This is a genomic window from Nocardioides segetis (assembly GCF_051390595.1).
Taxonomy (GTDB): Bacteria; Actinomycetota; Actinomycetes; order Propionibacteriales; family Nocardioidaceae; genus Nocardioides.
In genome coordinates this window covers 336,497-358,810 of the sequence record NZ_JBNINR010000001.1, presented here as the reverse complement: position 1 = coordinate 358,810, position 22,314 = coordinate 336,497, and the positions used below count along the sequence as shown (strand labels likewise).

The following is a 22,314-nucleotide window of genomic DNA, read 5'->3' as shown; positions in this document are numbered from 1 at the left end:
AGAAATGTAGAACAGGTTCTAGTGTTGCGGGATGCGCTTCTCCTTCGCCGAGGGCATGACCCACGCCGACTACTACGCCCCGCTCGCCCAGGCCTGCGAGGCGACCGGCTACACCTCGATGACGATCGCGGACAGCCTCATCTACCCGCAGGAGTCCGACTCGAAGTACCCCTACACCGACACCGGGGACCGCGAGTTCCTGCTCGGCAAGGAGTTCATCGAGACCTTCATCCTGTGCAGCCACCTCTTCGCGGTGACCAGCAGCCTGCGGCTCACGCCGTTCGTGCTCAAGCTCCCGATCCGGCCGCCGGTGCTCGTCGCCAAGCAGGCGTCGTCGCTGGCGTACCTCTCCGGCAACCGGCTCGGCCTGGGCGTCGGGCTCTCGCCGTGGCCCGAGGACTTCGCGGCGATGGGCGTGCCGTGGGAGAGACGCGGCAAGCGGATGGACGAGTGCATGGACATCCTGCGCGGCCTCACGCAGCCCGGCGACGAGCCGACCTTCTTCGGCTACCAGGGCGAGTTCTACGACATCGAGCCGCTCCAGCAGTGCCCCGCCCCGACCGAGCGGATCCCGCTACTCGTCGGCGGCCACTCCGACGCGGCGCTGCGACGCGCCGTACGCAAGGGCGACGGGTGGATGCACGCCGGCGGCGACGGTGAGGAGCTCGACCGCCTGCTGACCCGGCTCGCGGAGATCCGCGCCGAGGAGGGCGACACCCGCGACGACTTCGAGGTGCACGTCATCTCCTACGACGCCTACACCGTCGACGGCGTCAAGCGACTCGAGGACCGGGGAGTCACCGACTGCATCGTCGGCTTCCGGGTCCCCTACATCAAGGGGCCCGACACCGAGCCGCTGGAGACGAAGATCAAGCACCTCGAGCAGTACGCCGAGAACGTCATCGCGAAGGTGAACGGCTGATGTCCGCCTCCCTCGACCTCACCCAGCCGCTGCGCGACGCGATCGCCGAGGCCGAGGAGCTGATCGCGAACGCGCCGTTCATCGACAGCGAGGCCGACCGGATCGAGGGCTACGAGTACCTCGCCGGACGGATCCGGATGGCGATGCAGACGGCGTTCGACTACGACCTCGAGCAGCCCCTGTTCATCAACCCGACCCACCAGTTCTCCAAGCAGGGCCTGGACAACCCGGACGCGATCTACTTCAACGCCTACCTGCGCGAGGGCGTCGAGTACGTCGTGCGCGGCCGGCGGGGGACCTCCGCCGACCTGTCCTTCCAGGTGATGGGCGGCGCCTACAGCGCCGACTCGGCCGCCACCTCGCTGATGGCCTTCGACGAGCGCGAGCTGGAGATCGGGCCGGACGGCTCCTTCGAGTTCACCTACCTCGCCGAGCAGGGCGCCAAGACGCTGATCGTGCGCGAGGTCTTCAACGACTGGGACACCGAGGAGCGCGGCACGCTCACCATCGAGCGTCCCGACACCCTCGGCCGGCCGCGCCGGGAGCCGACCGCGGACCTGCTGCGGCGTCAGTACGAGATCGCGGCGCGCTCGCTGATCGGCTCGATCCAGACCTGGTTCGCCTTCCCCCACTTCTTCCAGTACAAGGAGCCGGTCAACACGCTGACGGCTCCCGCCCCCACGCCGGGCGGCCTGTCGTCGCAGTTCTCCTCGATCGGCCACTACGGGCTGGCCGAGGACGAGGCGATGATCGTGTCCGTCCCGCGCTGCGACGACTGCACCTACCAGGCGATCCAGATCGGGTCCGACTGGTACGTCTCGACCGACTACGAGACGCATCAGACCTCGCTGACCAAGGCCCAGGCCCTCACCGACGACGACGGCGTGATGCGGTTCGTGATCTCCGAGCGCCCGCCCGGGCCCGACGGCACACCCGTCGCCAACTGGCTGGAGACCACCGGCCACCGCACCGGCCCGATGATGCTCCGCTGGCAGCAGCTCACCCGCTCGCTCTCGGCCTCCGACGGACCGAGCGTCGAGATCGTGCCGGTGACCGAGGTCCCGAAGCACCTGCCCGGCCTGGTCGGCCTGTCGGCCGAGGAGTACGCCGCGCGGATCACCGCCCGGCAGCGCGCGGTCGCACGACGGATGATCTCGTGATCGCGTAGCGCGGGCAGCCGCCGGGCGTCGTACCCGGCATTCGGGTCGTCAACGGGAGGCTCTGACGACCCGAATGCCGCGTAGGACGCCCGGCGGGCCCCCGACGCGAGATCGAGGGGCACGAGCCGAGTGTCGCGCTGACCTTCGACCCGCCCCTGCCCGGGCTCTAGCGTCGACGCAGCGCCGTCGTCGAGCTCGCGGCGTTGATCAGTCGGGGATCCAGTCGAAGGTGTCGGGGTTCGGGCCCTGGCGACCCGCCTCGCCCTTGTCGAGAGCCGCGAGCGCGGCCACCTCGTCGGCGGTGAGCGCGAAGTCGAACACCTCGGCGTTCTCCGCGAGCCGCGCCTTGCTCAGCGACTTGGGGAACACGATGTCGCCGCGGTCGAGCGCCCAGCGCAGGAGCACCTGGGCGGGCGTCTTGCCGTACCGCTCGGCGAGCGCCGTGACCGCCGGATCGGTCAGCTCGCCGCCGCCCTGACCCAGCGGCGACCACGCCTGGACGCGGGCGCCGTGACGGGTGGTGGCCGAGCGGACCGCGTCGTTGGCGAAGTACGGGTGCGCCTCGACCTGGTTGACCGCCGGGACCACACCACTCGCCTCGACGATGCGGTCGAGGTGGCCGGGCTGGAAGTTGGAGACCCCGACCGAGGTGGTCAGACCGGCCTCCTTCAGCTCGAGCAGCGCCTCCCAGGTCGAGACGAAGTCGCCGTCGTACCGCGTCGGCAGCGGCCAGTGGATGAGGAACAGGTCGACCTTCTCCAGGCCGAGCTTGTCCAACGAGACCTTCAGCGACTCCGTGGCCGCCGCCGGCTCGTGCCGGTTGTTGTTGAGCTTGGTCGTGACGTAGAGGTCCTCGCGGGCGAGGCCGGAGCGCGCGATCGCGGCGCCGACGCCCTCCTCGTTGCCGTACATCTGGGCGGTGTCGACATGGCGGTAGCCGAGCTCGAAGGCGTCGGACACCACGCGCTCGGTGTCGGCCTGGGGCACCTGCCACACGCCGAGCCCGAACTGCGGGATGGAGGTCTGGTCGTTGAGTTCGATCCGAGGAATGCTCACATGGTGTCAACCGGCAGGCCGCTGGGGTATTCCGGCGGCCCGATGCTCACCGGCGCGGGCGGGTACGGCTGGGTCGGGCGCGGCGGGCGGGTGCGGCGGGCGGGTGCGGCGGGCGGGCGCGGTGTCATAACGTCAACTGGGACGACAAAACTCATGCTGGGACGAGGAAGTTTCCTCGTCCCAGCATGAGTTTCACCGGCCGGCCGGTGAATCTGTCTCGACACCTTCCCCAAAACTGAAACACGTTCTACCCTGTCCGCCATGGTGGATCTGCTGACCGACAAGGTCATCGTGCTGTCCGGTGTCGGCCCCGGCCTCGGCCGCTCGCTGGGCGAGGAGGCGGCCCGGATGGGCGCCGACCTGGTCCTCGCCAGCCGCACCCCGGCGCGCCTGGAGAAGATGGCCGAGGTCGTCCGCTCCTACGGCCGCCGCGCCCTCGTCGTGCCGACCGACATCACCGACGAGGACCAGCGCAAGGCCCTCGTCGAGGCCGCGCTCGACGAGTTCGGCAAGGTGGACTGCCTGATCAACAACGCCTTCGGCATCCCGCCGATGGATCCGATCAGCACCCTCGACCTCAAGGGCCTGCGCACCGCCAACGAGACCAACGTCTTCGCGCCGCTGCGGCTCTCGGCACTGTTCGCCGACGCCCTGGCGCAGACCGACGACAAGGTCGGCGGCTCGGTGATCATGGTCAACTCCTGCGTCATCTACAGCAGCCAGCCCGAGTACTCCGGCTACAAGCTGTCGAAGGGCACGCTCGAGCACCTCGCGCAGTCGCTCGCCACCGAGCTCGGTCCGCGCGGCATCCGGGTCAACAGCGTCGCGCCGTCGTACATCTACGAGGACGTCAACAAGGCCTACTTCGACTGGATCGCCGAGGAGTCGGGCCGCACCCACGAGGAGGTGTACGCCGAGAAGGCGGCGCCGACGGACCTCAAGCGGCTGGCCACCCCCGACGAGGTCGCCCGGGCCACGCTCTTCCTCGCCTCGGACCTGGCCTCGGCCGTCACCGGCCAGATGCTGAACGTCGACTGCGGCGAGTTCCATGCCTGAGCAGACCGAGGGGCCCCGCCAGCGCGCGGACGTCGGCTCCTTCGAGGACATCTGCGCCGCCGCCACCCGCACGACCGGCCTGACCGACTTCGGCTTCGCGGACGCGCCGGGCCACGAGGAGGCGTTCCGGCTCCTGGTCGAGGACCTCGGCTCCGCGGAGGCGGGGCTGACCGGGGCCGGCAACTACTTCATGCGCTCGCAGGTGAAGAGCGCGCTCGTCGCACGCCTGCTCACCCAGGCGCGGTTCGCCGAGTTCCCGCAGCACGCCGACGTCGCCATCGAGCGGCCGATCTTCGTGCTCGGCCTCCCGCGCACCGGTACGACGGCGCTGAGCCGACTGCTCTGCGCGGATCCCGCGCACCAGGGCCTGGAGATGTGGCTGACCGAGTTCCCGCAGCCGCGTCCCCCGCGCGACACCTGGGAGGACGACCCGATCTTCACCGCCATGCAGGCGGCCTTCCGCGAGCACCACGTCACCAACCCGGAGTTCATGGGGATCCACTACTCCGACGCCACGGAGCCGGAGGAGTGCTGGCGGGTGCTGCGCCAGACCGGGAAGTCGCTCGGCTTCGAGTCGCTGGCCCACGTGCCGGCGTACTCCCGCTGGCTGGCGACCCAGTCGTGGACCGACGCCTACGAGCGCCACCGCCGCAACCTGCAGCTGATCGGCCTCAACGACCAGGACCGGCGCTGGGTGCTGAAGAACCCGTCGCACCTGATCGCGCTCGACGCGCTGCTGGAGGTCTATCCCGACGCGCTCGTCGTGATGACCCAGCGCGACCCGGTCACGTCGGTCGCGTCGGCCTGCTCGCTCTCCGCGGAGGCGACCGCCGGGCACTCGACGACCTTCGTCGGCGAGACCCTGGGCCGGGACCAGCTCGGGCACCTGACCCGGCAGTGGGACGCGTTCTGGCAGGCGCGGGAGAAGTACGACGAGAGCCAGTTCTTCGACGTCGACTACCGCGGCTTCGTCCAGGACCCGGTGGGCACCGTGGGCGCGATCTACGACGCCTTCGGTCTCACCTGGAGTCCGGCGGCCCAGCAGGAGGTGCGACGCCTGGACGAGGAGTCGCGCAGCGGCCCGCGCCGCCCGTCGCACAGCTACGACCTCGCCGACTACGGCCTCACCGAGGACGAGGTCCGGGCCTCCTTCACCCGCTGAGCCGGGACGACGCGCCGTTCGGGCGGAGCGAGGACCGGGTGGCGAGCGCGATCTCCGACACGCTCACGCCAGACACGCGTGGCAGCGTGGCGGACGGCGGCGCAGCCGCATCGTGCGACGCCCGCGGTCCGAGCGGAGCGAGGACCGGGCGGCGAGCGCGATCTCCGACACGCTCACGCCAAACAGAGACAGAACGGGTGGCCGGCGGGGTCGAGGAAGACCCGGAAGGACGTGCCGGGCTGGTGCGGGTGCTTGGTGGCGCCCAGGGCGAGGGTGGCGGCCTCGGCCTCGTCGAGGTCGTCGACGTCGACGTCGAGGTGCATCTGCTGGGGCACCTCCTGGTCGGGCCAGGCGGGGGCGCGGTAGCCGTCCACCCGCTGGAGGTGCAGTGCGTGGTCGCCGGAGCGGACGGTCGCCCAGGAGCCGTCCTCCTCGATGCTGGTCCGCCAGCCGAGCAGCGCGGCGTAGAACTCCGCGAGCAGTCTCGGGTCGGGGCAGTCGATGACGAACTGGGGATTGCGTGCGATGGCCATGGGGCGACCCTAGGACGCCGCACGGACATCGGTGCGCGTCCGGACGGACGACGCCCGCGGCGCGCACGCCGTTGTCCACAGGCGCGGACACCCGGCGTTTGTCCACAGGGCGGGCTGTCGAGGCTGCCGCGCATGAACCACATCGTGTCGCTCGCCGTCCCCCGCCGCTGGTCCACCCGCGACGACCCCGCCCCCGGCGTCGTCCTGCTCGCCCGCGCGCCGGCCGCGACCGCGTCGGGCTTCACCCCCGAGCTGGTCGTGCGCGTCGGTCCGATCGAGGGCGCCCTGTCGCTCACGGCGTGGCGCGCCGGTGCCCTGGCGGCCCTCGCCGGGCAGCTCGTCGACCTCGAGGTCGAGGACACCGACGTCTTCGACCGCGACGGCGAGCCGACCGCCTACCACCGGTTCTCCCACCGGCTCGGCGAGGTCGACGTGCTGTGCGACCAGTGGGCCTGGCTCCGCGACGGCGTGGGCGTCACCCTGACCGGCAGCGTCGCCCGGGCGGACTACGGCGACTACTACGACCTGTTCGAGGACGTCGCCGCGACGGTCGAGCTGTCTCCGCGCACCGCAGCGTGATCCGCCGGTGCTCCCCGGTCGCTCTGGTCGTGGGACGGGTTCAGCGTGTCCGTCGGCCGACCCGGATCCGGGCACCCCGCCGGGGGACGCTGGTGATGTTGCGGACCTTGGGCACGTCGGTGCCGACGGCGGTGACGTCGTAGGTCCCGAAGACCTGGCGGAGCACCTCCACCCCCTCCATCAGCGAGAAGCCGGCACCGATGCAGCGCCGGACGCCGCCGCCGAACGGGATCCACACGTTGAGCGCCGGGACGTCGTCGCCGAGGAAGCGCTCGGGCCGGAACACCTCGGGGTCGGGGAAGTTCGACGCGCGCTGGTGGCTCACCACGATCGACGGCCCGACGGTGGTGCCGCGCGGCAGCTCCCAGCCGCCGACGGTGGCGGGCTCCATCAGGGTGCGCACCACCATCGGGATGATCGGGTGCAGCCGCATCGACTCCTTGAGCACGGCCTCCAGCCAGGCGTCGTCGCCCTCGTCGACCGCGCGCTGGGTCCGCGCGAGCAGGTCGGGGCTGCGGCCGACCTCGACCAGGGCCCAGGACAGGGCCGACGCGGTCGTCTCGTGGCCGGCGAGCAGCAGCGTGACCAGCTGGTCACGCAGCTCGACGTCGGAGAGCCCGCTGCCCGGGTCGTCGGCGTCGTGCGCGGCGAGCAGGCGCGAGAGCACGTCGGAGCGCTCGGCGAGGTCGGTGGCGGTGCGCCGCTCGCGGATCTCGGCATACATCAGGCGGTCCAGCTCCACCTGGTTGTCGACCGTACGCCGCCAGGGTCCGAGCTTCTGCAGGCGCGGGTAGGCCCAGCCGAGCAGGACGGCCGGGTTGATCTCGACCGTCCGGTTGACGGCGGGCCGCAGCCGGGCCAGCCGCCCCTCGTCGGTGACGCCGAAGACGACGCGCAGGATCACCTCCAGCGTGAGCGCGTTCATCCGCTCCAGGGCGCGGAACTCCTCCCCCTCGCGCCAGCCCGCGATCTCGGCGGCCGAGACCTCGGCGACCATCGAGCGGTAGCCGCGCAGCGCGTGGCCGAGGAAGGCCGGCATGAGCAGCTTGCGGGCCCGGTGGTGCTCGCCGGAGTCCTGGAGCAGCAGGGAGTGCTCGCCCATGATCGGGCCGAGGATCGCGTTGCCCCGGCCGGCGTGGAAGACCTCCGGGTCGCCCGCGAAGATCTCCTTCGTCACCGCCGGCGAGGTGAACAGCACCAGCGGCCGGTTGCCGGGGATCAGGTTGAGGGTGAACGCCTCGCCGTACCTGCGGTGCAGCCAGGGGTGGAACCAGTGCCGGAACCGCATCAGCGCCACCGTCTGGGCCAGCGCGGGCCAGCCCGGGCCGGGCGGGAGTCGGTCCATCGGGACCGGCGGGAGGTCGCCACCGCCGACGACGCTCATCCGGCGGAAGCGCCGCATCGTGAGCGGCAGGGTGTCCTCGCGGTCCTCGATGCTCGTCACGGGAGCGACGCTACGCCGCGGGCAGCGCCCGAGCACCCTCCCACGGTAGGAGATCGCCGGGCCCGGAGGGAGCGCCCGGGCGGGGGCTCCGCGGACCCGAGCTAGGGCAGCAGGCCGTCGCGGCGGGCGATGGCGGCGGCCTCCGTGCGCCCGGCGGCACCGAGCTTGCCGAGGATGTTGGAGACGTGCACGCTGACGGTCTTGGTGCTGATGAACAGCTGCCTGCCGATCTCGCCGTTCGACCGTCCCTCCGCGACGAGGGCGAGGATCTCGAGCTCGCGCGCGGTGAGGGCGGCCCCGCCGCTGTGCGTCGTCGCGGCCGCGCTCCGGCCCGGCCCGGGGTCGGCCTGCAGGTCCGCCACCAGGAGCGGGGCCCGCAGCCGGTCGGCGAGCGCGCGCGCCTGGTCAGCCTCCTCGCGCGCCCGGGCCGGGTCGCCGGTGAGCCGGAGGATCTGGGAGTACGCCGCCCGCACGCCCAGCAGCTCGGGCACGTCGCCGACCTTCAGCGTCGAGTCGAGGGCCGCCTCCCACGCGGCGAGCAGGTCGTCGCGCCGGGACTCCTCCCCCTCGGTGCCGCCGAGCCAGTGCACCCGCCGGTGCTCGGCGACGAGACGGTCGGTCCACATCCGGCCCTCGGGGCCCCAGGGACCGCCGCGCTCGCGGATCGCGGCGAGCACCGCGTCCCCGTCGGCCCGCAACCGGTCGGCGTGCGCGACCAGGCCCCGGCGCTCGGCGGCGCTGGCTCCCGACATCGCGCGGGCGATCGCCACCAACGCGAGGGCGGCGAGCCGGATCCGGCCGCCGAAGTACTCGCCCCAGATGCGGCCGAGCACCTCGACGACGTCGTCGTAGACGCTGATCGCGGCCGCGGCGTCGCCACGGGTGCCGTGCACCTGGATCTCGACGCCCGCGCTGTAGACCGCGACCCCGCCCTCGTCCTCCCACAGCCGGCGCAGGGCGAGCAGCCGGTCGAGCACGTCCTCACCGCGGGCGGCCAGCACCGCCAGGCGGGCCGGCTCGAGGATCCCGCGCGGAATGGGCGGTCCGCTCATCGCGTCGACGCTGTCGACGAGGGCGACCACCTCGTCCCAGTCGCCGAGGAGATAGCCGATCCGGGTGAGCTGCCAGCGGGCCTCGAGGCTGAACGGGGCCCACACGAGACCGGCCTGCTCGCCGAGGGCCATCGCCGAGCGGAACCAGCGCGCGGACTGCTCCCAGTCGCCGGAGTCCTGGTAGGAGCGGCCGAGCAGCCAGCGCCCGCGGAGCTCCGCCTGGAACGCACCGGCCCGCACCGCGCTGTCGACGGCCGACTCGAGGGCCCGCCGCAGTGCGTCCTGCTCGGACCCGGCGACGGTCTGCACCCGCAGGCCGCTCAGCGTGGTGACGATGTCGGAGGCCAGTTCGGGCATCGCGAGACGCTCGGCCAGCGCGAGCGCCTCGGTCGCGAGCGCCTCCGCCTCGTCCTGCCGGTCGCGGCGGTGAGCCCCGAGGATCCGGGCGTGGGGCGGCCAACGCCTTGGCCCGCAGCGGGCTCTCCCCCTCCGGGGCCAGCGCGAGCGCCTCGGCGGAGACGGCGACCGGGTCGAGCTCGGTCTCGGTCAGGTACAGCACCTCGGCGTGGGTGCTGAGCAGGCGGGAGCGGTCGGCCGCGGCCGCGTCGGGCGGCAGCTGGGCGAGCCGCGCGGCGACCAGCTGGCCGGCGCGGACGGCGTTGCCGCCGGTGATCAGGGCGTTGGCGGCGCGGACCACGAGACGGGCGTGGTCGACCCCGAGCCGCGCGACCCGGTCGGGGTCCTCGAGCAGCTCCAGCGCCTGCTCGTAGTGGTCGGCCGCCTCGTCGGGACCGCCGACGGCCATCGCCTCGTCGCCCGCCTCGATGCTCGCCGTCACCGCCCGGTCGAGGTCGTTGGCCCGGCGGGCGTGGAGCGCCAGCTCCGCCGAGGTCCCCCGGGCGGCGCCGCTGGACAGCGCGGCGACGTAGCGCGCGTGCAGTCGCACCCGCTCCCCCGGCAGCAGGTCGTCGTAGATCGCCTCACCGAGCAACGCGTGACGGAAGGCGTAGAGGTGGCCGCCGACCTCGAGTACGTTCATCTCGACGGCCTGCCGGATGCCGGCGTCGAGCTCGTCGGCAGGCATGTCGGCGGTGGCGGCGAGCAGGTCGTGGGAGACCCGTCGACCCGCGACGCTGGCGACCCGGACGACCTGCCGGGCGCCCTCGGAGAGCCGGTCGAGGCGCACCAGCAGCAGGTCGGCGAGGTCACCGGGGACGTCGCCGTCGGCGCAGGAGCCCGAGGCGACGAGCTCCTCGACGAAGAAGGCGTTGCCCTCGGCCCGCTCGACGATCCGGCTCACCGAGCGCTCGTCGAGACCGGCCGGCGCGAGCTCGTGGACCAGCGCCCGCACGGCCTCGGCCGGCAGCGGGCCGAGGGCGAGCCGCCCGACCTGGGGCAGCCGGGTCCACTCGGCGACCTGGCGGCGCAGCGGGTGGCGGCGGTGCAGGTCGTCGGAGCGGTAGGACGCGACGATGGCGACCGGGCGCGCGAAGGCGCGGGTGAACAGGAAGCCGAGCATGTCGCGGGTGGACTGGTCGGCCCAGTGGAGGTCCTCGACGACGAGCAGCACGGGGGCCTCGGTGGCGGCCGCCTCGAGCAGGGCGTGCACGGCCACCAGGGTGTCGCCGCGGTCGGAGCCGCGGCTGTGCTCGTCGGCGGGGTCGCCGACGACGCGGGTGCGCCGGCCCGGCTGGAGCCGGGCCAGGGCCGGGTGCACGGCGGCGACGGCCTCGACCAGGTCGGGGTGGCTCTTGTCGAGCCGGCCGAGCACCTCGCTGAAGGGGAGATAGGGCAGGGCGCTGTCGCCGAAGTCGAGACAGTGGCCGGCCAGGACCTGCCAGCCGGCGTCGAGGGCGTGGTCGCGCAGCGCCCGCAGCAGGCGGGTCTTGCCGACGCCGGCGTCGCCGGACAGCAGCACCGCCCGCTGCGCCGTCCCCGCCTCGGCGGCGCTCACGGCGTCGTCGAGCACGGCGATGGCCTCGGCGAGCTCGGTGTCTCGCCCGACCATGGTCAGGCTGCTGTGTGCGGCCACGGACACCATCATGACGTCCGCCACCGACAGGACCGGCACGGGTGCGACCGGCTCAGCGCGAGCGGCGCTCCACGCTGGGGTCGGTGGCCGCGATCCGCCGCAGCCAGGACGCGCGGCTGCGTCCCGCCCGGCTGGCGGCCATGTTCCGCGCCGCCTGCTGGCGGCGGTAGTCGTTCTCCGCGGTGATGAAGTAGTCGTTGCTCATGACGTAGAGACTCGTCGCCTGAGGTAGCCCCTCACATCGGACAACTGCCTTATCCCGACCGCCCGGCTACCTCAGGTTCCGCCGTGCCTCGCCCCTAGGCTGGGCCCGTGGACTTCTCCGAGGTGGTACGCCGACGGCGGATGACCCGCGCGTACACCTCGGATCCGGTCGACCCCGCGGTGCTGGAGCGGGCGCTCGACCACGCCACCCGCGCGCCCAGCGCCGGGTTCTCGCAGGGCTGGGCGTTCGTCGTGCTCGACACCCCGGAGGCCGTCCGCGGCTTCTGGACCGCGCAGACCGACGACGCCGCGCCCGGCGGCGCGCCCGACCGCTGGCTCGCCGGCATGATGAGCGCGCCCGTCGTGGTGGTGCCGTGCAGTCGCCGCGCGGCGTACCTCGACAGGTACGCCGAGGGCGACAAGCGCCGCGCCGGCCTGCACGAGCGCGACGAGAGCCGCTGGGCGATGCCGTACTGGCATCTCGACACCGCGATGGCGGCCCTCCTGCTGCTCCAGTCGGTGACCGATGCCGGGCTCGGAGCCTGCTTCTTCGGGCTGGTCCCGGCCCGGGTCGAGGCCGTCAAGGACGTGCTCGCTCTCCGGGACACCGCGGGCGAGGAGGCGCCGCACCCGATCGGCGCGATCACGATCGGCCACCCCGCTCCGCGGGCGACGGGTGCGCAGGGCTCCGCGAGCCGGCGGCGTCGTACCCCGTGGCAGGAGGTGGCCCACCGTGGCCGCTGGGGCGCCGGCTGGCCCGGGCCGGAGGCCTGATGCCGCGCCCGAGTCCGGTCGTCACCCACCTGACCGCCGCCGACCTGCAGGCGCGGGCGCCGGTGCTGCCCCGGATCGCGCGCCTGCTGCGGCCCTATCGCGGCAAGATCGCGCTGGTCCTCGTCGCCGTGCTGGCCGCCGCGGCGCTGCAGGCGATGGTGCCCTTCTTGACCCGCGCGGTCTTCGACGACGCACTGTTCCCGCTCGGCGGCGGCGGCCCGCGCCTGGACCTGCTGACCTGGCTGGTCGCCGGCATGTGCGCGATCCCGATCGTGGCGGCCCTCATCGGCATCGTGCAGATGTGGCTGACCTCGACGGTCGGGAACTCCGCGATGGCCGACCTGCGCGGCGACCTCTTCGAGCACCTGCAGAAGATGGAGCTGGCGTTCTTCACCGCCACCAAGACCGGCGCGATCCAGTCCCGGCTCGCCAACGACGTCGCCGGCGTCCGGACGGTGCTGACCGACACCGCGACGACCATCGTGCAGAACTCGGTCACCGTCGCGGCGGCGTTGGTGTCGATGGTGGTGCTGTCGTGGCAGCTCACGGTGCTCACGCTCTTCTTGATGCCGTTGTTCGTCGGCCTGCAGTTCCGGGTCGGGCGGGCACGACAGCGGCTCGCGCGGCGCACCCAGGAGTCGCTCTCGGAGATGACCGCGATCACCGAGGAGGCCCTGTCGGTGAGCGGGATCCTGCTCGCCAAGGTGTTCAACCGGTCCGAGTCGGAGGTCGAGCGCTACCGCGAGGCGAACCGGCGCCAGACCCGGCTCCAGGTCGACCAGGCGATGACCGGGCGCACCTTCTTCGCGATGGTGCAGACCTTCTTCGCGATCACGCCGGCGCTCATCTACCTGGTCTCGGGCTGGATCATCACCGGCAACGTGCCGGTCGGCGCCGACACCATCACCGCCGGCACCCTGGTCGCGTTCACCACCTTGCAGAGCAGGCTGCAGATGCCGCTGCTCCAGCTGATGCGGGTGACGCTCGACGTCCAGACGTCGATGGCGCTGTTCCGTCGGATCTTCGAGTACCTCGACCTCGAGCCGGCGATCACCGAGCGGCCCGGGGCCGTCGCGCTCGACCCCGAGCGGCTGCAGGGTCGCGTCGAGCTCCGTGGCGTCCGCTTCCGCTACCCCGAGCCGCGCTCGCTCTCCGGGACGGTCAACCGCGACCGGTTCGGCGAGACGGGGGTGCGGATCGAGGACGACACCGACGAGGACACCGAGGCCGGCACCGGTCGTCCCGCGGGACCGGCGTGGGCGCTCGACGACGTCTCGCTCGTGGTCGAGCCCGGGCAGCTCGCCGCCATCGTGGGTCCCTCGGGCAGCGGCAAGACCACGGCGACGTACCTCGTACCGCGGTTCTACGACGTCACCGAGGGCGCGGTCCTCATCGACGGGTACGACGTCCGCGACCTCACCCTCTCCTCGCTGGCCGACGCCGTCGGGATGGTCACCCAGGAGCCGTACCTCTTCCACGGCACCATCCGCGACAACATCGCCTACGCGCGGCCCGGCGCCAGTCCGGAGGAGATCGTGCGGGCGGCCCGCGACGCCAACATCCACGACCGGATCATGAGCTTCCCCGAGGGCTACGAGACGATCACCGGCGAGCGCGGCTACCGCCTCTCCGGCGGCGAGAAGCAGCGGCTGGCCATCGCCCGCGTGCTGCTCAAGGACCCGCGGATCCTGATCCTCGACGAGGCGACGTCCGCGCTCGACAACGAGACCGAGCGGCTGGTGCAGGAGGCGCTGGAGCGGGCCACCCGCTCGCGTACCACCATCGCCATCGCCCACCGCCTCTCCACGATCCGCTCCGCCGACGTGATCTTCGGCCTGGAGGACGGCCGGCTCGTCGAGCAGGGCAGCCACGACCAGCTGATGGCCGCCGGCGGTCTCTACAAGCGGCTCTACGACGAGCAGTTCTCCCGCGCCCCCGCCGGCACGCCCTGGTGCGACCCGCGGCGCGCCGACGTCCCCCTCTGAGGGGCTAGGAACGAACCGGTCGGTTGTTCCTCCACGACTCACGGCTCCACGAGACCCGCCCGGATCGCGTACCGCGTCAGCTGGGTCCGGTCGCTCATGCCCAGCCGGGCGAGGATGTTGGAGCGGTGCTTCTCGACGGTCTTCACGCTGATGGACAGCAGCCGGGCGATCTCCCGCGACGACCGGCCCTCCGCGATCAGCTTGAGCACCTCGTCCTCGCGCGGGGTCAGCACCGTCTCCGGCACCCGCTCGCCGCGGGCCAGCCGGTCGAGGTAGTCGCGCACGATCGCCCCCATCGCGCCGGGGTAGACGAACGCCTCGCCGCGCATCGCCGCCCGGCACGCCTCGACCAGGTCCTCGTCGACCACCGACTTGAGCACATAGCCGCTGGCGCCGAGCTTGAGCGCCTCGAAGAAGTACTGCTCGTTGTCGTGCATCGAGAGCATCAGGATCCGCGGCGGCTCGCGGCGACGGTTGATCTCGCGCGCGGCCTGGAGCCCGGTCATCGTGGGCATTGCGATGTCGAGGACGACGAGGTCGACGTCGTGCCGGCGCAGCAGGGCCACGGCCTCGGCCCCGTCGGCGGCCTCGGCGACGACCTCGATGTCCGGCTGCTGCTCGAGGATCAGCCGGACGCCGTGCCGGACCAGCGCGTGGTCGTCGGCGAGCAGCACCCGGATCCGGCCGCCGGACGCCGCGCCGGGGCCGCTCACGCCGGCACCCGCAGCCGCACCGTCGTGCCCTGGCCCGACGAGACGACCTCCACCGACCCGGCCACCAGGTCCGCCCGGTCGCGCATGCCCGCGAGACCGGTCCCGTTGCCGGCGCCGTCGCGCGGCAGGCCCCGCCCGTCGTCGACGACCTCGAGCACCACCTCCTCACCCAGTCGCAGGAGGGACAGCTCGACCCGGGACGCGCCCGCATGCCGCACCACGTTGGTCAGCGCCTCCTGGGCGACCCGGTAGATCACGATCTCGGCCTCGGGAGTGAGGTCGGGCAGCCCCGGGCCGAAGGTCCGCCGCACGGCCGGCCCGCCGTGCCGCGCGACATCGGTCGCCAGCGACGCGAGCGCCGCCTGCAGACCGAGATCGTCGAGGACCCCGGGGCGCAGCTCACGGGCCACCCGGCGTACGTCGTCGAGGCCGGCCCGGGCGCTCTCGCGCACCGCCGCGAGCTCGGCGCGCAGGTCCGGTGGAGCCTGCTCCTCGAGCCGTTTGAGACCCAGCAGCACGACGGTCAGGCTCTGGCCCACCTGGTCGTGCAGCTCCTGGGCGATCCGGTGTCGCTCGGCCTCCTGCGCGGCCAGGGCCTGCGCGCTGCTGGCGCGGCGCTCGTCGTCGAGGCGCTCCAGCATGGCGTGGTAGCTGCGCACCAGCTGCGCCCCCGGACCGTCGCCCCCCGCGTCGAGCCGCCGGCCGACCCCACCGAGCCGCACCGTCGCCATCTCGCGGATGACCCGGTCGACCGGAGCCAGTGCCCGCCGCAGCAGGACCGCCGTGACCCCGAGGACCAGGGCCAGCCCGACCACCAGGACGACCGCTTCCGAGACGACCACCTGCCGGGAGACGCGCGCCGGCGAGAGCAGCAGCACCAGCAGGCTCGCGCACAGCACGGCGCCGTTGATCAGGCAGACCTTCCAGTAGAGGGAGGAGTTCGCGAGCCGCACGGTGTCCACCTTCGCCGACCGGGGCGTCGGGGACCAGTCGCGCGCCCCTCCCGGCGCCGAAATGGGGGCTAGCACCCATACCGTCGCGCGAGCGCGCCGACTTGGCTGGAGCCATGGCCCTCCCCTCCCTGCGTCGCGCCCTCGGCCTGCGATCCGGCAGGCACGACACCGCCCGGCCCCGAGCCGCGGACGGGGGTCAGCCGGTGTTCGTCGTACCGGTGACCGTCCGGGAGCGCACCGACGACGACGCCGACATCCGGCTCCTGCTGGAGGCGAAGCTGTCCTCGGCGACCCTGCCCCTCGGCGAGATCGACCGGATCACGCTGGCCCTCGTCGTGCCCGCCGCCAGTGCCTGGGTACGCCGTCAGCGGCTCGCCGCCCTGGAGCACTCCCTGGGCCCGCGGCTGCGCGAGGTCGAGGAGAGCGTGTGCCACCAGACCCGCGCACTGGGTGCGGACCTGCTCTCCGTCGAGGTCGTGGCCGTGGAGCACCTCCTCGTGTCGCCGTCCGCGGACGCCGACCAGGGCGGTGAGCATGGGGAGCGCTGAGCTGGAGCTGGCCGTCGCGGTCGGGATGCTCTGCGCCGCCCTCGGGTTCGCGGTCGGGCTCGCGATCGGACGCGGTCGGCAGCCGCGGTGGGCCGAGAAGGGCAGCTTCGTGCACAAGGTCTCGATCGGGTTCGCGACCCTCGACCGGATGGACGCCGTCCTGCTGCGGTTCGAGGTCGAGCCGGAGTCCCGCCTCGCCGGGGTCGAGATCGGCGAGCTCCGGCTGCCGTCCGGCGCCGCGATCGCGCTGGTGACCCGCGGCCCGGCCGCGCTCGTGCCGCAGGAGCGGACCGTGCTGCGCACCGGTGACCAGGTCCTGGCGGTCGCGGGCCTCGGTCAGGTCAGCGAGGTCGAGGACCGGCTGCGCTCGGTGAGCAGGTACGGCCGGCTGGCGGGCTGGTACGCGTCGATGGAGCCGGCGAGCTCCGCCCGGAGCTTCGGCATCCGCGGCATCGGGAGAGGTGCGGCGTGATCCTGACCTCCGCCGCACTGTCCATCTTCATCGTCGCCTATGCCCTCATCGCCACCGAGCGGGTCCACCGCGTGGCGGCCGCTCTCGGCGGCGTGGCGGGCATGGTGGTCATCGGGCTGGTCGACGCGAAGTCCGCCTTCTTCGACCACGAGACCGGCATCGACTGGAACGTCATCTTCCTGCTGTTCGGGATGATGGTGATCGTCGGCGTCCTCAAGCAGACCGGGCTCTTCGAGTTCCTCGCGCTCTGGGCGGCCCGGAAGTCCGGGGGCCATCCCTACCGGCTGCTGGTGCTGCTCGTCCTGATCAGCGCCACCGTCGCCCCGATCCTCGACAACGTCACCTGCGTGCTGCTCGTGGCGCCGGTCACGATCTCGGTCTGCCGCCAGCTCGGGCTGCCGTCGGCGCCGTACCTGATCTCGCTGATCCTCGCCTCCAACATCGGCGGGACGGCGACCCTCATCGGCGACCCGCCCAACATCATCATCGGCAGCCGGGCCGGCCTGAGCTTCAGCGACTTCCTCGTCCACTCGCTGCCGCTCACCGTGATCCTGCTGGTGCTGTTCGTGGTCATGGCACGGTGGCTGTTCCGCAGGTACTTCGGCGAGCCGGTCGACGTCGGCGACGTGCTCGGCGACCTGCACCCGCGCGACGCGATCACCAACATGCGGATGCTAGTGCGCTGCCTGGTGGTGCTCGGGCTGGTCATGATCGCGTTCAGCCTCCACACCGTGCTCCACCTCGACCCGTCGGTCGTCGCGATGATGGGAGCGGGGGCCACCGTGCTGGTGTCCCGCACCGAGCCCGAGGAGTTCCTCGAGGAGGTGGAGTGGGGCACCCTGGCCTTCTTCATGGCGCTCTTCGTCCTCGTCGGCTCGCTGGTCCAGGTGGGCGTGATCGGCCGGATCAGCGAGTTCGCGGCGGACGCGATGGGCGATCGCGAGCTGCTGGCGGCCACCGCGCTGCTCTTCGGCTCGGGCGTCGTCGGCGCCTTCGTCGACAACATCCCCTACACGACCGCCACCGTGCCGATCGTGGAGGAGATGGTCGCCTCGACCGCGACCTCGGGCGCCGACAGCCCGCTGTGGTGGGCGTTCGTGTTCGGTGCCGACCTCGGCGGCAACGCGACGGCCGTGGCGGCCGGCGCCAATGTGGTCGTCCTCGGCATCGCCGCGAAGGCCGGCGAGCCGATCAGCTTCTGGCAGTTCACGAAGTACGGCGTGGTGGTGACGGTGATGACGCTGCTCGTCGCCTGGCTCTACGTCTACCTGCGCTACTTCGCGCTGGCCTAGCCGCAGCCCGTTGTGAACGGTTCAACTACCGAATCTGTCGCGCATCGGCTGAATCGGCGACGAATTCGGTGGTTGAACGGTTCAGCCCAGCCCGAGGATCCGCACGCACTCCAGCGCGACGTACAGCTCGGCGGCATCGACGGGCCGGGCCAGGTCGCGGCCGGTGATCTCCTCGAGCCGGCGGATCCGGTAGCGCACGGTGTTGCGGTGCACGTGCAGCTCGCGGGCCGCGGTGGAGGTCGACCCGCCGGCGGCGAGCCAGGCACGGGCGGTCGCGAACACGACGGCCCGGTCGTCCTCCGGCAGCGCGAGCACCCCCGCCAGGACGGCGTCGACGAGCACGCGGGACTGGTCCGGACTCGCCGCCAGCAGGACGGCGAGCGGGTCGGCGCCGAAGCGCCCGACCTCGGCGGCGCCCGGCGAGACCGACGCGCAGGCGGTCCGGGCCTGGCGGCGCGCCTCCTGGACGTCGTCGAGCCGGGAGACGACGCTGCTGATCCCCACGCGGGCCCGGGCCAGGCCGGAGAGCAGCTCGACCAGGTGGTCGACGCCGAAGCCCGGCCGCAGGGCGACGACGCCCTCCTGATGGTCGTGGTCGAGACGCCAGGCCGAGCGCACGTTGGTACGCCGCAGCGCGCGCTCCACGTCGGGCAGACCCTCGCTGCCGGGTGTCGGCGACTCGGCCGAGACCACGACGTACTCCGTCGCCCGGCCGAGGTCGAGCATCCCCGCCGTCTCGCCGACGAACGACGTGGCGTCGGCGGCGCCGTCGAGCAGTGAGCCGACCAGGACCGCCCGCATCTGACCGTCGCGGCGGGCCCGGTCGGCCATGGCGCGGCGATAGGCGTCGGTGACGTCGGCGGCCAGCTGGTCGCTGACCGCCCAGATGTCCGCGGCCGCGAGCAGCAGCCGGTCGCGGTGCTCGGGATCGGCCCGCTCGACCAGGACCTCCCAGAGGAAGCGGGAGCCGACCCGGAACGCCTGGAGCACCATGGCGTACGGCACGCCCTGCTCGGCGCGGGTCGTGCCGGTCCGGGTGGGGACCTCGACCGCCGCGACGTCGCCGGCCAGGTTGCCGAGGATGTAGCGGGTGTTGACGGTGCAGGAGGCGATCAGCTCGTCGTGCGTCACGACCTCGCCGGCGTCGTACACGGGGATCTCGGCACGGATCCGCCGCGCCATCGCCGTCCCGAGCAGCTCGGCCTCCGGCAGCAGTCGCGCGCTGAGCTTGCGCACCTCGGGATTCACGTCCGGCCCACTCACGGGTCGAGCGTAGGCGGTCGGGTTGTGCCTGCGCACACACGGCGTGCGGGAGCGTCTCCGTGCGCCCCGGGGCCGGACGCTCAGGACCGAGCGGGCAGGACGTGCGCGTCGGGTCCCGGGAAGGCCAGCGACTCGTGGCCGTCCTCCCAGCGCACGAGGTACGGCGGTGCGCCGTCGGCCCCGCGCACCTCGAGCACCTCCGCCTCGCGGCGGTGCGCCGAATCCGTCCGGCTCTCGACGACCAGCCGGTCGCCCACGCGCGCCTGCATGCGTGCACCATGCGCCCGCCGCGGCGGTCGGCACAAGGGCCCGCAGGCGGTCGGCGCACGCTCGGTGCGTCACTGCTCCGCACGTAGGCTGGGCCGCGAGGTGAGCGCGATGCCCGAGAGCGACGACCGGACCCACCGGCCCGGCGACCGGCCCGAGGTCCGATCCGCCTCCGCCGGCGAGGCCGAGCAGCCGGACGGACCGGCCCCGCGCCCGGTCCAGGACCGAGCGGCGAGCCGCGCCGCCGCCCGGGCGCGGATCGAGCAGCAGCAGACCTGGGTCGACCTGCAGGTGCGCCAGGCGATGGAGCGCGGCGACTTCGACGACCTGCCCGGCGCCGGCAAGCCGATCGCGGATCTCGGCACCACCCACGACCCGGACTGGTGGGTCAAGCGCCTGGTCGAGCGGGAGCACATCACCGTCCTGCCGGCCGCGCTGCAGCTCCGCAAGGACGACGCCGAGCTGGACGCGGCGCTCGACGCACTGGGCTCGGAGCGCGAGGCGCGCGCGTTCGTGGAGGACTTCAACGCGCGGGTCCTCCGGGCCCGCTACACGCCGGTCGACGGACCGCCCCTGATCACCCTGCCCCGCGACGTCGACGCGACCCTCGCCGCCTGGCACGACCGGCGGGCCGCCCGCCGGGCGCCGGCCGCCGCCGCGGCGCCGGAGCCCCGCCGCCGCTGGTGGCGGCGCCGGCACCGGACCTGAGCGAGTGCCGGACCGAGCGCCCGCCCCGGTCGGCAGCGCCGCCAGGACCGTGCCCCACCACGGCCTCCGGCGACGCCTCGACGCAGTCGCGTCTCGCGAGACATCCGTCATACCCGGACAGCGTGACTCGCCGGTAGGTTGTCGAAACGTGAGCCACAAGAGCGCCAAGGACTTCTTCCGACCGCTGGCCGTGGGCGCGCCGCAGCCGCTGCGCGAGATCCCCGCCCGGCCGAGCCGCGCGATCCACTTCTTCGACCCCAGCAACGAGAAGATGGCCGCGAAGATCCCCGCCATGGTGGGCACGGTCGACGTACTGCTGGGCAACCTCGAGGACGCGATCAAGGCCGACAACAAGGTCGCCGCCCGTGAGGGCCTCGTGCGGATCGCCCAGGAGACCGACTTCGGCCCCACCCAGCTGTGGACGCGCATCAACGCGCTCGACAGCCCCTGGGTGCTCGACGACCTCACCACCCTCGTGCCCGCGATCGGCGAGAAGCTCGACGTGATCATGGTCCCGAAGGTGCAGGGCGCCGAGGACATCCACTACGTCGACCGGATCCTCGCCCAGCTCGAGGCCAAGGCCGGGATCACCCGGCCGATCCTGATCCACGCGATCCTGGAGACGGCGCGCGGCGTCGCGAACGTCGAGGAGATCTGCGGTGCGTCCCCGCGCATGCAGGGCCTCTCGCTCGGCCCGGCCGACCTCGCGGCCGACCGCAAGATGAAGACCACCCGCGTCGGCGGCGGCCACCCCGGCTATCTCGTGCGCGAGGACGCTCCGCGGGGCGAGGACGGCCTGCCGATCCTCGACGCGCAGCGCGCGATCTTCCAGCAGGACCTGTGGCACTACACGATCGCGAAGATGGTCGACGCGTGCGCGACCCACGGCATCTACCCCTACTACGGGCCGTTCGGCGACATCAAGGACACGGTCGCCTGCGAGGACCAGTTCCGCAACGCGTTCCTCCTCGGCTGCGTCGGCACCTGGTCGCTGCACCCGGTGCAGATCAAGATCGCGAACCGGGTCTTCTCCCCCTCGCCCGAGGACATCGCCCACGCCCGGCGTGTGGTCGCCGCGATGGGCGACGGCACCGGTGCGGTCATGATCGACGGGAAGATGGAGGACGACGCCTCCCTCAAGCAGTGCCTGGTCCTCGTCGAGCTCGCCGAGAAGCTGGCCGAGATCGACCCCGACCTCAAGGCCGTCTACGACGCCATCCCCGCCCCCCAGGAGGCCTGATGTCCGAGTTCAAGCCGCTGCGCTCCGTCCTCTACATGCCCAGCTCCAACGAGCGGGCGCTCGAGAAGGCCAAGACGCTGCCCGCCGACGCGATCATCTTCGACCTCGAGGACGCGGTCGCCCCGGACGCCAAGCCCGCCGCGCGCGAGGCCGCCGCGGCCGCCGTGCGGTCCGGGGAGTACGGCAGCCGTCACCTGATCATCCGGGTCAACGGCATCGGCACCGAGTGGCATGCCGACGACATCGAGGCGGCCGCCGCCGCGGGCCCGGACGTCGTCCTGGTCCCCAAGGTGAACTCCGCCGACGAGGTCCGCCAGCTCGTCGCCGCCCTCGAGGCCGCCGGCGCGCCGGAGCGGACGACCCTGTGGGCCATGGTCGAGACCCCGATCGGCATGCTCAACGCGCACGCGATCGCCACCGCCTCCGAGCGCCTGACCGGCTTCGTCATGGGCACCAACGACCTGGTCAAGGAGCTGTACGCCGAGCACGTGCCCGGCCGCCAGCCCGTGATCACCGGCCTCGGCCTCGCCCTGCTCGCGGCCCGCGCCGCCGGCATCGTGATCATCGACGGCGTCTACAACGACGTGAAGAACACCGAGGGCTTCCTGGCCGAGGTCGAGCAGGGCCGCCAGATGGGCTTCGACGGCAAGACCCTGATCCACCCCGGCCAGGTCGAGGGCGCCAACGCCGGCTTCGCCCCCGACGAGAAGGCCGTCGAGGACGCCCGCGGCCTGATCCAGGCCTGGGAGGACGGACGGAGTGCTCTCGGAGGGGCAGCCGGCGTCGTCACCTACAACGGCAAGATGGTGGAGAGCCTCCACGTCGAGTCCGCCGAGCGCACGCTCGCGATCCACGAGGCGATCCAGGCGCTCCAGCCCTGACCCGTCGGGCTCCGCCGG

General features: G+C 72.8%; 23 protein-coding genes. 13 read left to right on the top strand and 10 right to left on the bottom strand.

Features of this window, described 5'->3' with window-relative positions; translation table 11 throughout:
- Window positions 1–31 precede the first annotated feature (31 nt).
- Together ACPZVR_RS01585 and ACPZVR_RS01580 are read left to right on the top strand one after the other, a co-directional pair.
- Window positions 32–922: a TIGR03619 family F420-dependent LLM class oxidoreductase gene (locus ACPZVR_RS01585; RefSeq protein WP_436697812.1), complete on the top strand. Its 891-nt coding sequence runs from the start codon at window positions 32–34 to the stop codon at window positions 920–922.
- A complete protein-coding gene (locus tag ACPZVR_RS01580; protein ID WP_436697811.1) occupies window positions 922–2,082 on the top strand; it encodes a hypothetical protein in 1,161 nt (386 codons plus the stop codon). Before ACPZVR_RS01585 ends, ACPZVR_RS01580 begins: the two co-directional genes overlap by 1 nt.
- 207 nt (window positions 2,083–2,289) lie before the next feature.
- Here the strand turns inward: ACPZVR_RS01580 and ACPZVR_RS01575 are convergent, their stop codons facing one another.
- Window positions 2,290–3,138, bottom strand: coding sequence for an aldo/keto reductase (locus tag ACPZVR_RS01575; protein WP_436697810.1), 849 nt, complete (start codon window positions 3,136–3,138; stop codon window positions 2,290–2,292).
- 261 nt (window positions 3,139–3,399) lie between these two features.
- Between ACPZVR_RS01575 and ACPZVR_RS01570 the strand changes: the two genes are divergently transcribed.
- On the top strand, window positions 3,400–4,194 hold the full coding sequence (locus ACPZVR_RS01570; RefSeq protein WP_436697809.1) for an SDR family oxidoreductase: 795 nt from the start codon (window positions 3,400–3,402) through the stop codon (window positions 4,192–4,194).
- Window positions 4,187–5,356, top strand: a complete 1,170-nt coding sequence (locus tag ACPZVR_RS01565; protein WP_436697808.1) for a sulfotransferase family protein — start codon at window positions 4,187–4,189, stop codon at window positions 5,354–5,356. Before ACPZVR_RS01570 ends, ACPZVR_RS01565 begins: the two co-directional genes overlap by 8 nt.
- A 173-nt stretch (window positions 5,357–5,529) precedes the next feature.
- Here the strand turns inward: ACPZVR_RS01565 and ACPZVR_RS01560 are convergent, their stop codons facing one another.
- On the bottom strand, window positions 5,530–5,889 hold the full coding sequence (locus ACPZVR_RS01560) for a VOC family protein (RefSeq protein WP_436697807.1): 360 nt from the start codon (window positions 5,887–5,889) through the stop codon (window positions 5,530–5,532).
- A 132-nt stretch (window positions 5,890–6,021) separates the two neighbouring features.
- On the opposite strand from ACPZVR_RS01560, the gene ACPZVR_RS01555 reads away from it, so the two are divergent.
- Window positions 6,022–6,468 (top strand): hypothetical protein, encoded by a 447-nt coding sequence (locus ACPZVR_RS01555; protein ID WP_436697806.1) that lies wholly within the window; start codon window positions 6,022–6,024, stop codon window positions 6,466–6,468.
- Between the two features lie 40 nt (window positions 6,469–6,508).
- On the opposite strand, the gene ACPZVR_RS01550 is transcribed toward ACPZVR_RS01555, so the two are convergent.
- The 4 genes from ACPZVR_RS01550 to ACPZVR_RS01535 all read right to left on the bottom strand — a co-directional run bounded on the left by ACPZVR_RS01550 (window position 6,509) and on the right by ACPZVR_RS01535 (window position 11,201).
- Entirely contained in the window at window positions 6,509–7,912 is a 1,404-nt protein-coding gene (locus tag ACPZVR_RS01550; RefSeq protein WP_436697805.1) for a cytochrome P450, read from the bottom strand.
- Between the two features lie 101 nt (window positions 7,913–8,013).
- On the bottom strand, window positions 8,014–8,964 hold the full coding sequence (locus ACPZVR_RS01545; RefSeq protein ID WP_436697804.1) for a response regulator transcription factor: 951 nt from the start codon (window positions 8,962–8,964) through the stop codon (window positions 8,014–8,016).
- On the bottom strand, window positions 8,894–10,996 hold the full coding sequence (locus ACPZVR_RS01540; RefSeq protein ID WP_436697803.1) for an ATP-binding protein: 2,103 nt from the start codon (window positions 10,994–10,996) through the stop codon (window positions 8,894–8,896). Before ACPZVR_RS01540 ends, ACPZVR_RS01545 begins: the two co-directional genes overlap by 71 nt.
- Window positions 10,997–11,048: 52 nt before the next feature.
- Complete coding sequence (locus tag ACPZVR_RS01535; protein WP_436697802.1) at window positions 11,049–11,201, bottom strand: hypothetical protein; 153 nt, start codon at window positions 11,199–11,201, stop codon at window positions 11,049–11,051.
- Window positions 11,202–11,308: 107 nt separating this feature from the next.
- Here ACPZVR_RS01535 and ACPZVR_RS01530 point away from each other — a divergent pair, with 107 nt between their 5' ends.
- A complete protein-coding gene (locus tag ACPZVR_RS01530) occupies window positions 11,309–11,974 on the top strand; it encodes a nitroreductase family protein (RefSeq protein WP_436697801.1) in 666 nt (221 codons plus the stop codon).
- Window positions 11,974–13,959, top strand: a complete 1,986-nt coding sequence (locus ACPZVR_RS01525; protein WP_436697800.1) for an ABC transporter ATP-binding protein — start codon at window positions 11,974–11,976, stop codon at window positions 13,957–13,959. Before ACPZVR_RS01530 ends, ACPZVR_RS01525 begins: the two co-directional genes overlap by 1 nt.
- 38 nt (window positions 13,960–13,997) lie before the next feature.
- Here the strand turns inward: ACPZVR_RS01525 and ACPZVR_RS01520 are convergent, their stop codons facing one another.
- Together ACPZVR_RS01520 and ACPZVR_RS01515 are read right to left on the bottom strand one after the other, a co-directional pair.
- The gene (locus ACPZVR_RS01520) at window positions 13,998–14,672 is read right to left on the bottom strand and encodes a response regulator (RefSeq protein ID WP_436697799.1); all 675 of its coding nucleotides are present in this window, start codon (window positions 14,670–14,672) and stop codon (window positions 13,998–14,000) included.
- Window positions 14,669–15,625 (bottom strand): sensor histidine kinase, encoded by a 957-nt coding sequence (locus ACPZVR_RS01515; RefSeq protein ID WP_436697798.1) that lies wholly within the window; start codon window positions 15,623–15,625, stop codon window positions 14,669–14,671. The genes ACPZVR_RS01520 and ACPZVR_RS01515 overlap by 4 nt, the downstream gene beginning before the upstream one ends.
- Window positions 15,626–15,738: 113 nt before the next feature.
- Between ACPZVR_RS01515 and ACPZVR_RS01510 the strand changes: the two genes are divergently transcribed.
- The 3 genes from ACPZVR_RS01510 to ACPZVR_RS01500 are packed head-to-tail and all read left to right on the top strand — an operon-like array spanning window position 15,739 to window position 17,937.
- Window positions 15,739–16,173, top strand: coding sequence for a hypothetical protein (locus ACPZVR_RS01510; protein ID WP_436697797.1), 435 nt, complete (start codon window positions 15,739–15,741; stop codon window positions 16,171–16,173).
- A complete protein-coding gene (locus ACPZVR_RS01505; protein WP_436697796.1) occupies window positions 16,160–16,645 on the top strand; it encodes a TrkA C-terminal domain-containing protein in 486 nt (161 codons plus the stop codon). Before ACPZVR_RS01510 ends, ACPZVR_RS01505 begins: the two co-directional genes overlap by 14 nt.
- Entirely contained in the window at window positions 16,642–17,937 is a 1,296-nt protein-coding gene (locus ACPZVR_RS01500; protein WP_436697795.1) for an ArsB/NhaD family transporter, read from the top strand. The genes ACPZVR_RS01505 and ACPZVR_RS01500 overlap by 4 nt, the downstream gene beginning before the upstream one ends.
- Before the next feature lie 81 nt (window positions 17,938–18,018).
- Here the strand turns inward: ACPZVR_RS01500 and ACPZVR_RS01495 are convergent, their stop codons facing one another.
- Together ACPZVR_RS01495 and ACPZVR_RS01490 are read right to left on the bottom strand one after the other, a co-directional pair.
- On the bottom strand, window positions 18,019–19,200 hold the full coding sequence (locus tag ACPZVR_RS01495) for a PucR family transcriptional regulator (RefSeq protein ID WP_436697794.1): 1,182 nt from the start codon (window positions 19,198–19,200) through the stop codon (window positions 18,019–18,021).
- Between the two features lie 80 nt (window positions 19,201–19,280).
- Window positions 19,281–19,469 carry a DUF1918 domain-containing protein gene (locus tag ACPZVR_RS01490; protein WP_436697793.1) on the bottom strand — a complete coding sequence of 63 codons (189 nt, stop codon included), beginning with the start codon at window positions 19,467–19,469 and terminating at the stop codon, window positions 19,281–19,283.
- 109 nt (window positions 19,470–19,578) lie between these two features.
- Between ACPZVR_RS01490 and ACPZVR_RS01485 the strand changes: the two genes are divergently transcribed.
- From ACPZVR_RS01485 to ACPZVR_RS01475, 3 genes are all read left to right on the top strand, one after another.
- A complete protein-coding gene (locus tag ACPZVR_RS01485; protein WP_436697792.1) occupies window positions 19,579–20,175 on the top strand; it encodes a DnaJ family domain-containing protein in 597 nt (198 codons plus the stop codon).
- Between the two features lie 148 nt (window positions 20,176–20,323).
- Window positions 20,324–21,415 carry an HpcH/HpaI aldolase/citrate lyase family protein gene (locus ACPZVR_RS01480; RefSeq protein WP_436697791.1) on the top strand — a complete coding sequence of 364 codons (1,092 nt, stop codon included), beginning with the start codon at window positions 20,324–20,326 and terminating at the stop codon, window positions 21,413–21,415.
- Entirely contained in the window at window positions 21,415–22,296 is an 882-nt protein-coding gene (locus ACPZVR_RS01475) for an HpcH/HpaI aldolase/citrate lyase family protein (RefSeq protein WP_436697790.1), read from the top strand. The genes ACPZVR_RS01480 and ACPZVR_RS01475 overlap by 1 nt, the downstream gene beginning before the upstream one ends.
- Window positions 22,297–22,314: the final 18 nt, after the last annotated feature.

Excerpts from the sequence above, each read along its gene's own strand:
- ACPZVR_RS01510 (WP_436697797.1), top strand. The coding sequence starts at position 15,739 with ATGGCCCTCCCCTCCCTGCGTCGCGCCCTCGGCCTGCGATCCGGCAGG.
- ACPZVR_RS01555 (WP_436697806.1), top strand. The coding sequence starts at position 6,022 with ATGAACCACATCGTGTCGCTCGCCGTCCCCCGCCGCTGGTCCACCCGC.
- ACPZVR_RS01565 (WP_436697808.1), top strand. The coding sequence starts at position 4,187 with ATGCCTGAGCAGACCGAGGGGCCCCGCCAGCGCGCGGACGTCGGCTCC.
- ACPZVR_RS01525 (WP_436697800.1), top strand. The coding sequence starts at position 11,974 with ATGCCGCGCCCGAGTCCGGTCGTCACCCACCTGACCGCCGCCGACCTG.
- ACPZVR_RS01490 (WP_436697793.1), bottom strand. The coding sequence starts at position 19,469 with ATGCAGGCGCGCGTGGGCGACCGGCTGGTCGTCGAGAGCCGGACGGAT.
- ACPZVR_RS01585 (WP_436697812.1), top strand. The coding sequence starts at position 32 with ATGCGCTTCTCCTTCGCCGAGGGCATGACCCACGCCGACTACTACGCC.
- ACPZVR_RS01570 (WP_436697809.1), top strand. The coding sequence starts at position 3,400 with ATGGTGGATCTGCTGACCGACAAGGTCATCGTGCTGTCCGGTGTCGGC.
- ACPZVR_RS01485 (WP_436697792.1), top strand. The coding sequence starts at position 19,579 with ATGCCCGAGAGCGACGACCGGACCCACCGGCCCGGCGACCGGCCCGAG.
- ACPZVR_RS01475 (WP_436697790.1), top strand. The coding sequence starts at position 21,415 with ATGTCCGAGTTCAAGCCGCTGCGCTCCGTCCTCTACATGCCCAGCTCC.
- ACPZVR_RS01545 (WP_436697804.1), bottom strand. The coding sequence starts at position 8,964 with ATGAGCGGACCGCCCATTCCGCGCGGGATCCTCGAGCCGGCCCGCCTG.
- ACPZVR_RS01505 (WP_436697796.1), top strand. The coding sequence starts at position 16,160 with ATGGGGAGCGCTGAGCTGGAGCTGGCCGTCGCGGTCGGGATGCTCTGC.
- ACPZVR_RS01535 (WP_436697802.1), bottom strand. The coding sequence starts at position 11,201 with ATGAGCAACGACTACTTCATCACCGCGGAGAACGACTACCGCCGCCAG.
- ACPZVR_RS01580 (WP_436697811.1), top strand. The coding sequence starts at position 922 with ATGTCCGCCTCCCTCGACCTCACCCAGCCGCTGCGCGACGCGATCGCC.
- ACPZVR_RS01560 (WP_436697807.1), bottom strand. The coding sequence starts at position 5,889 with ATGGCCATCGCACGCAATCCCCAGTTCGTCATCGACTGCCCCGACCCG.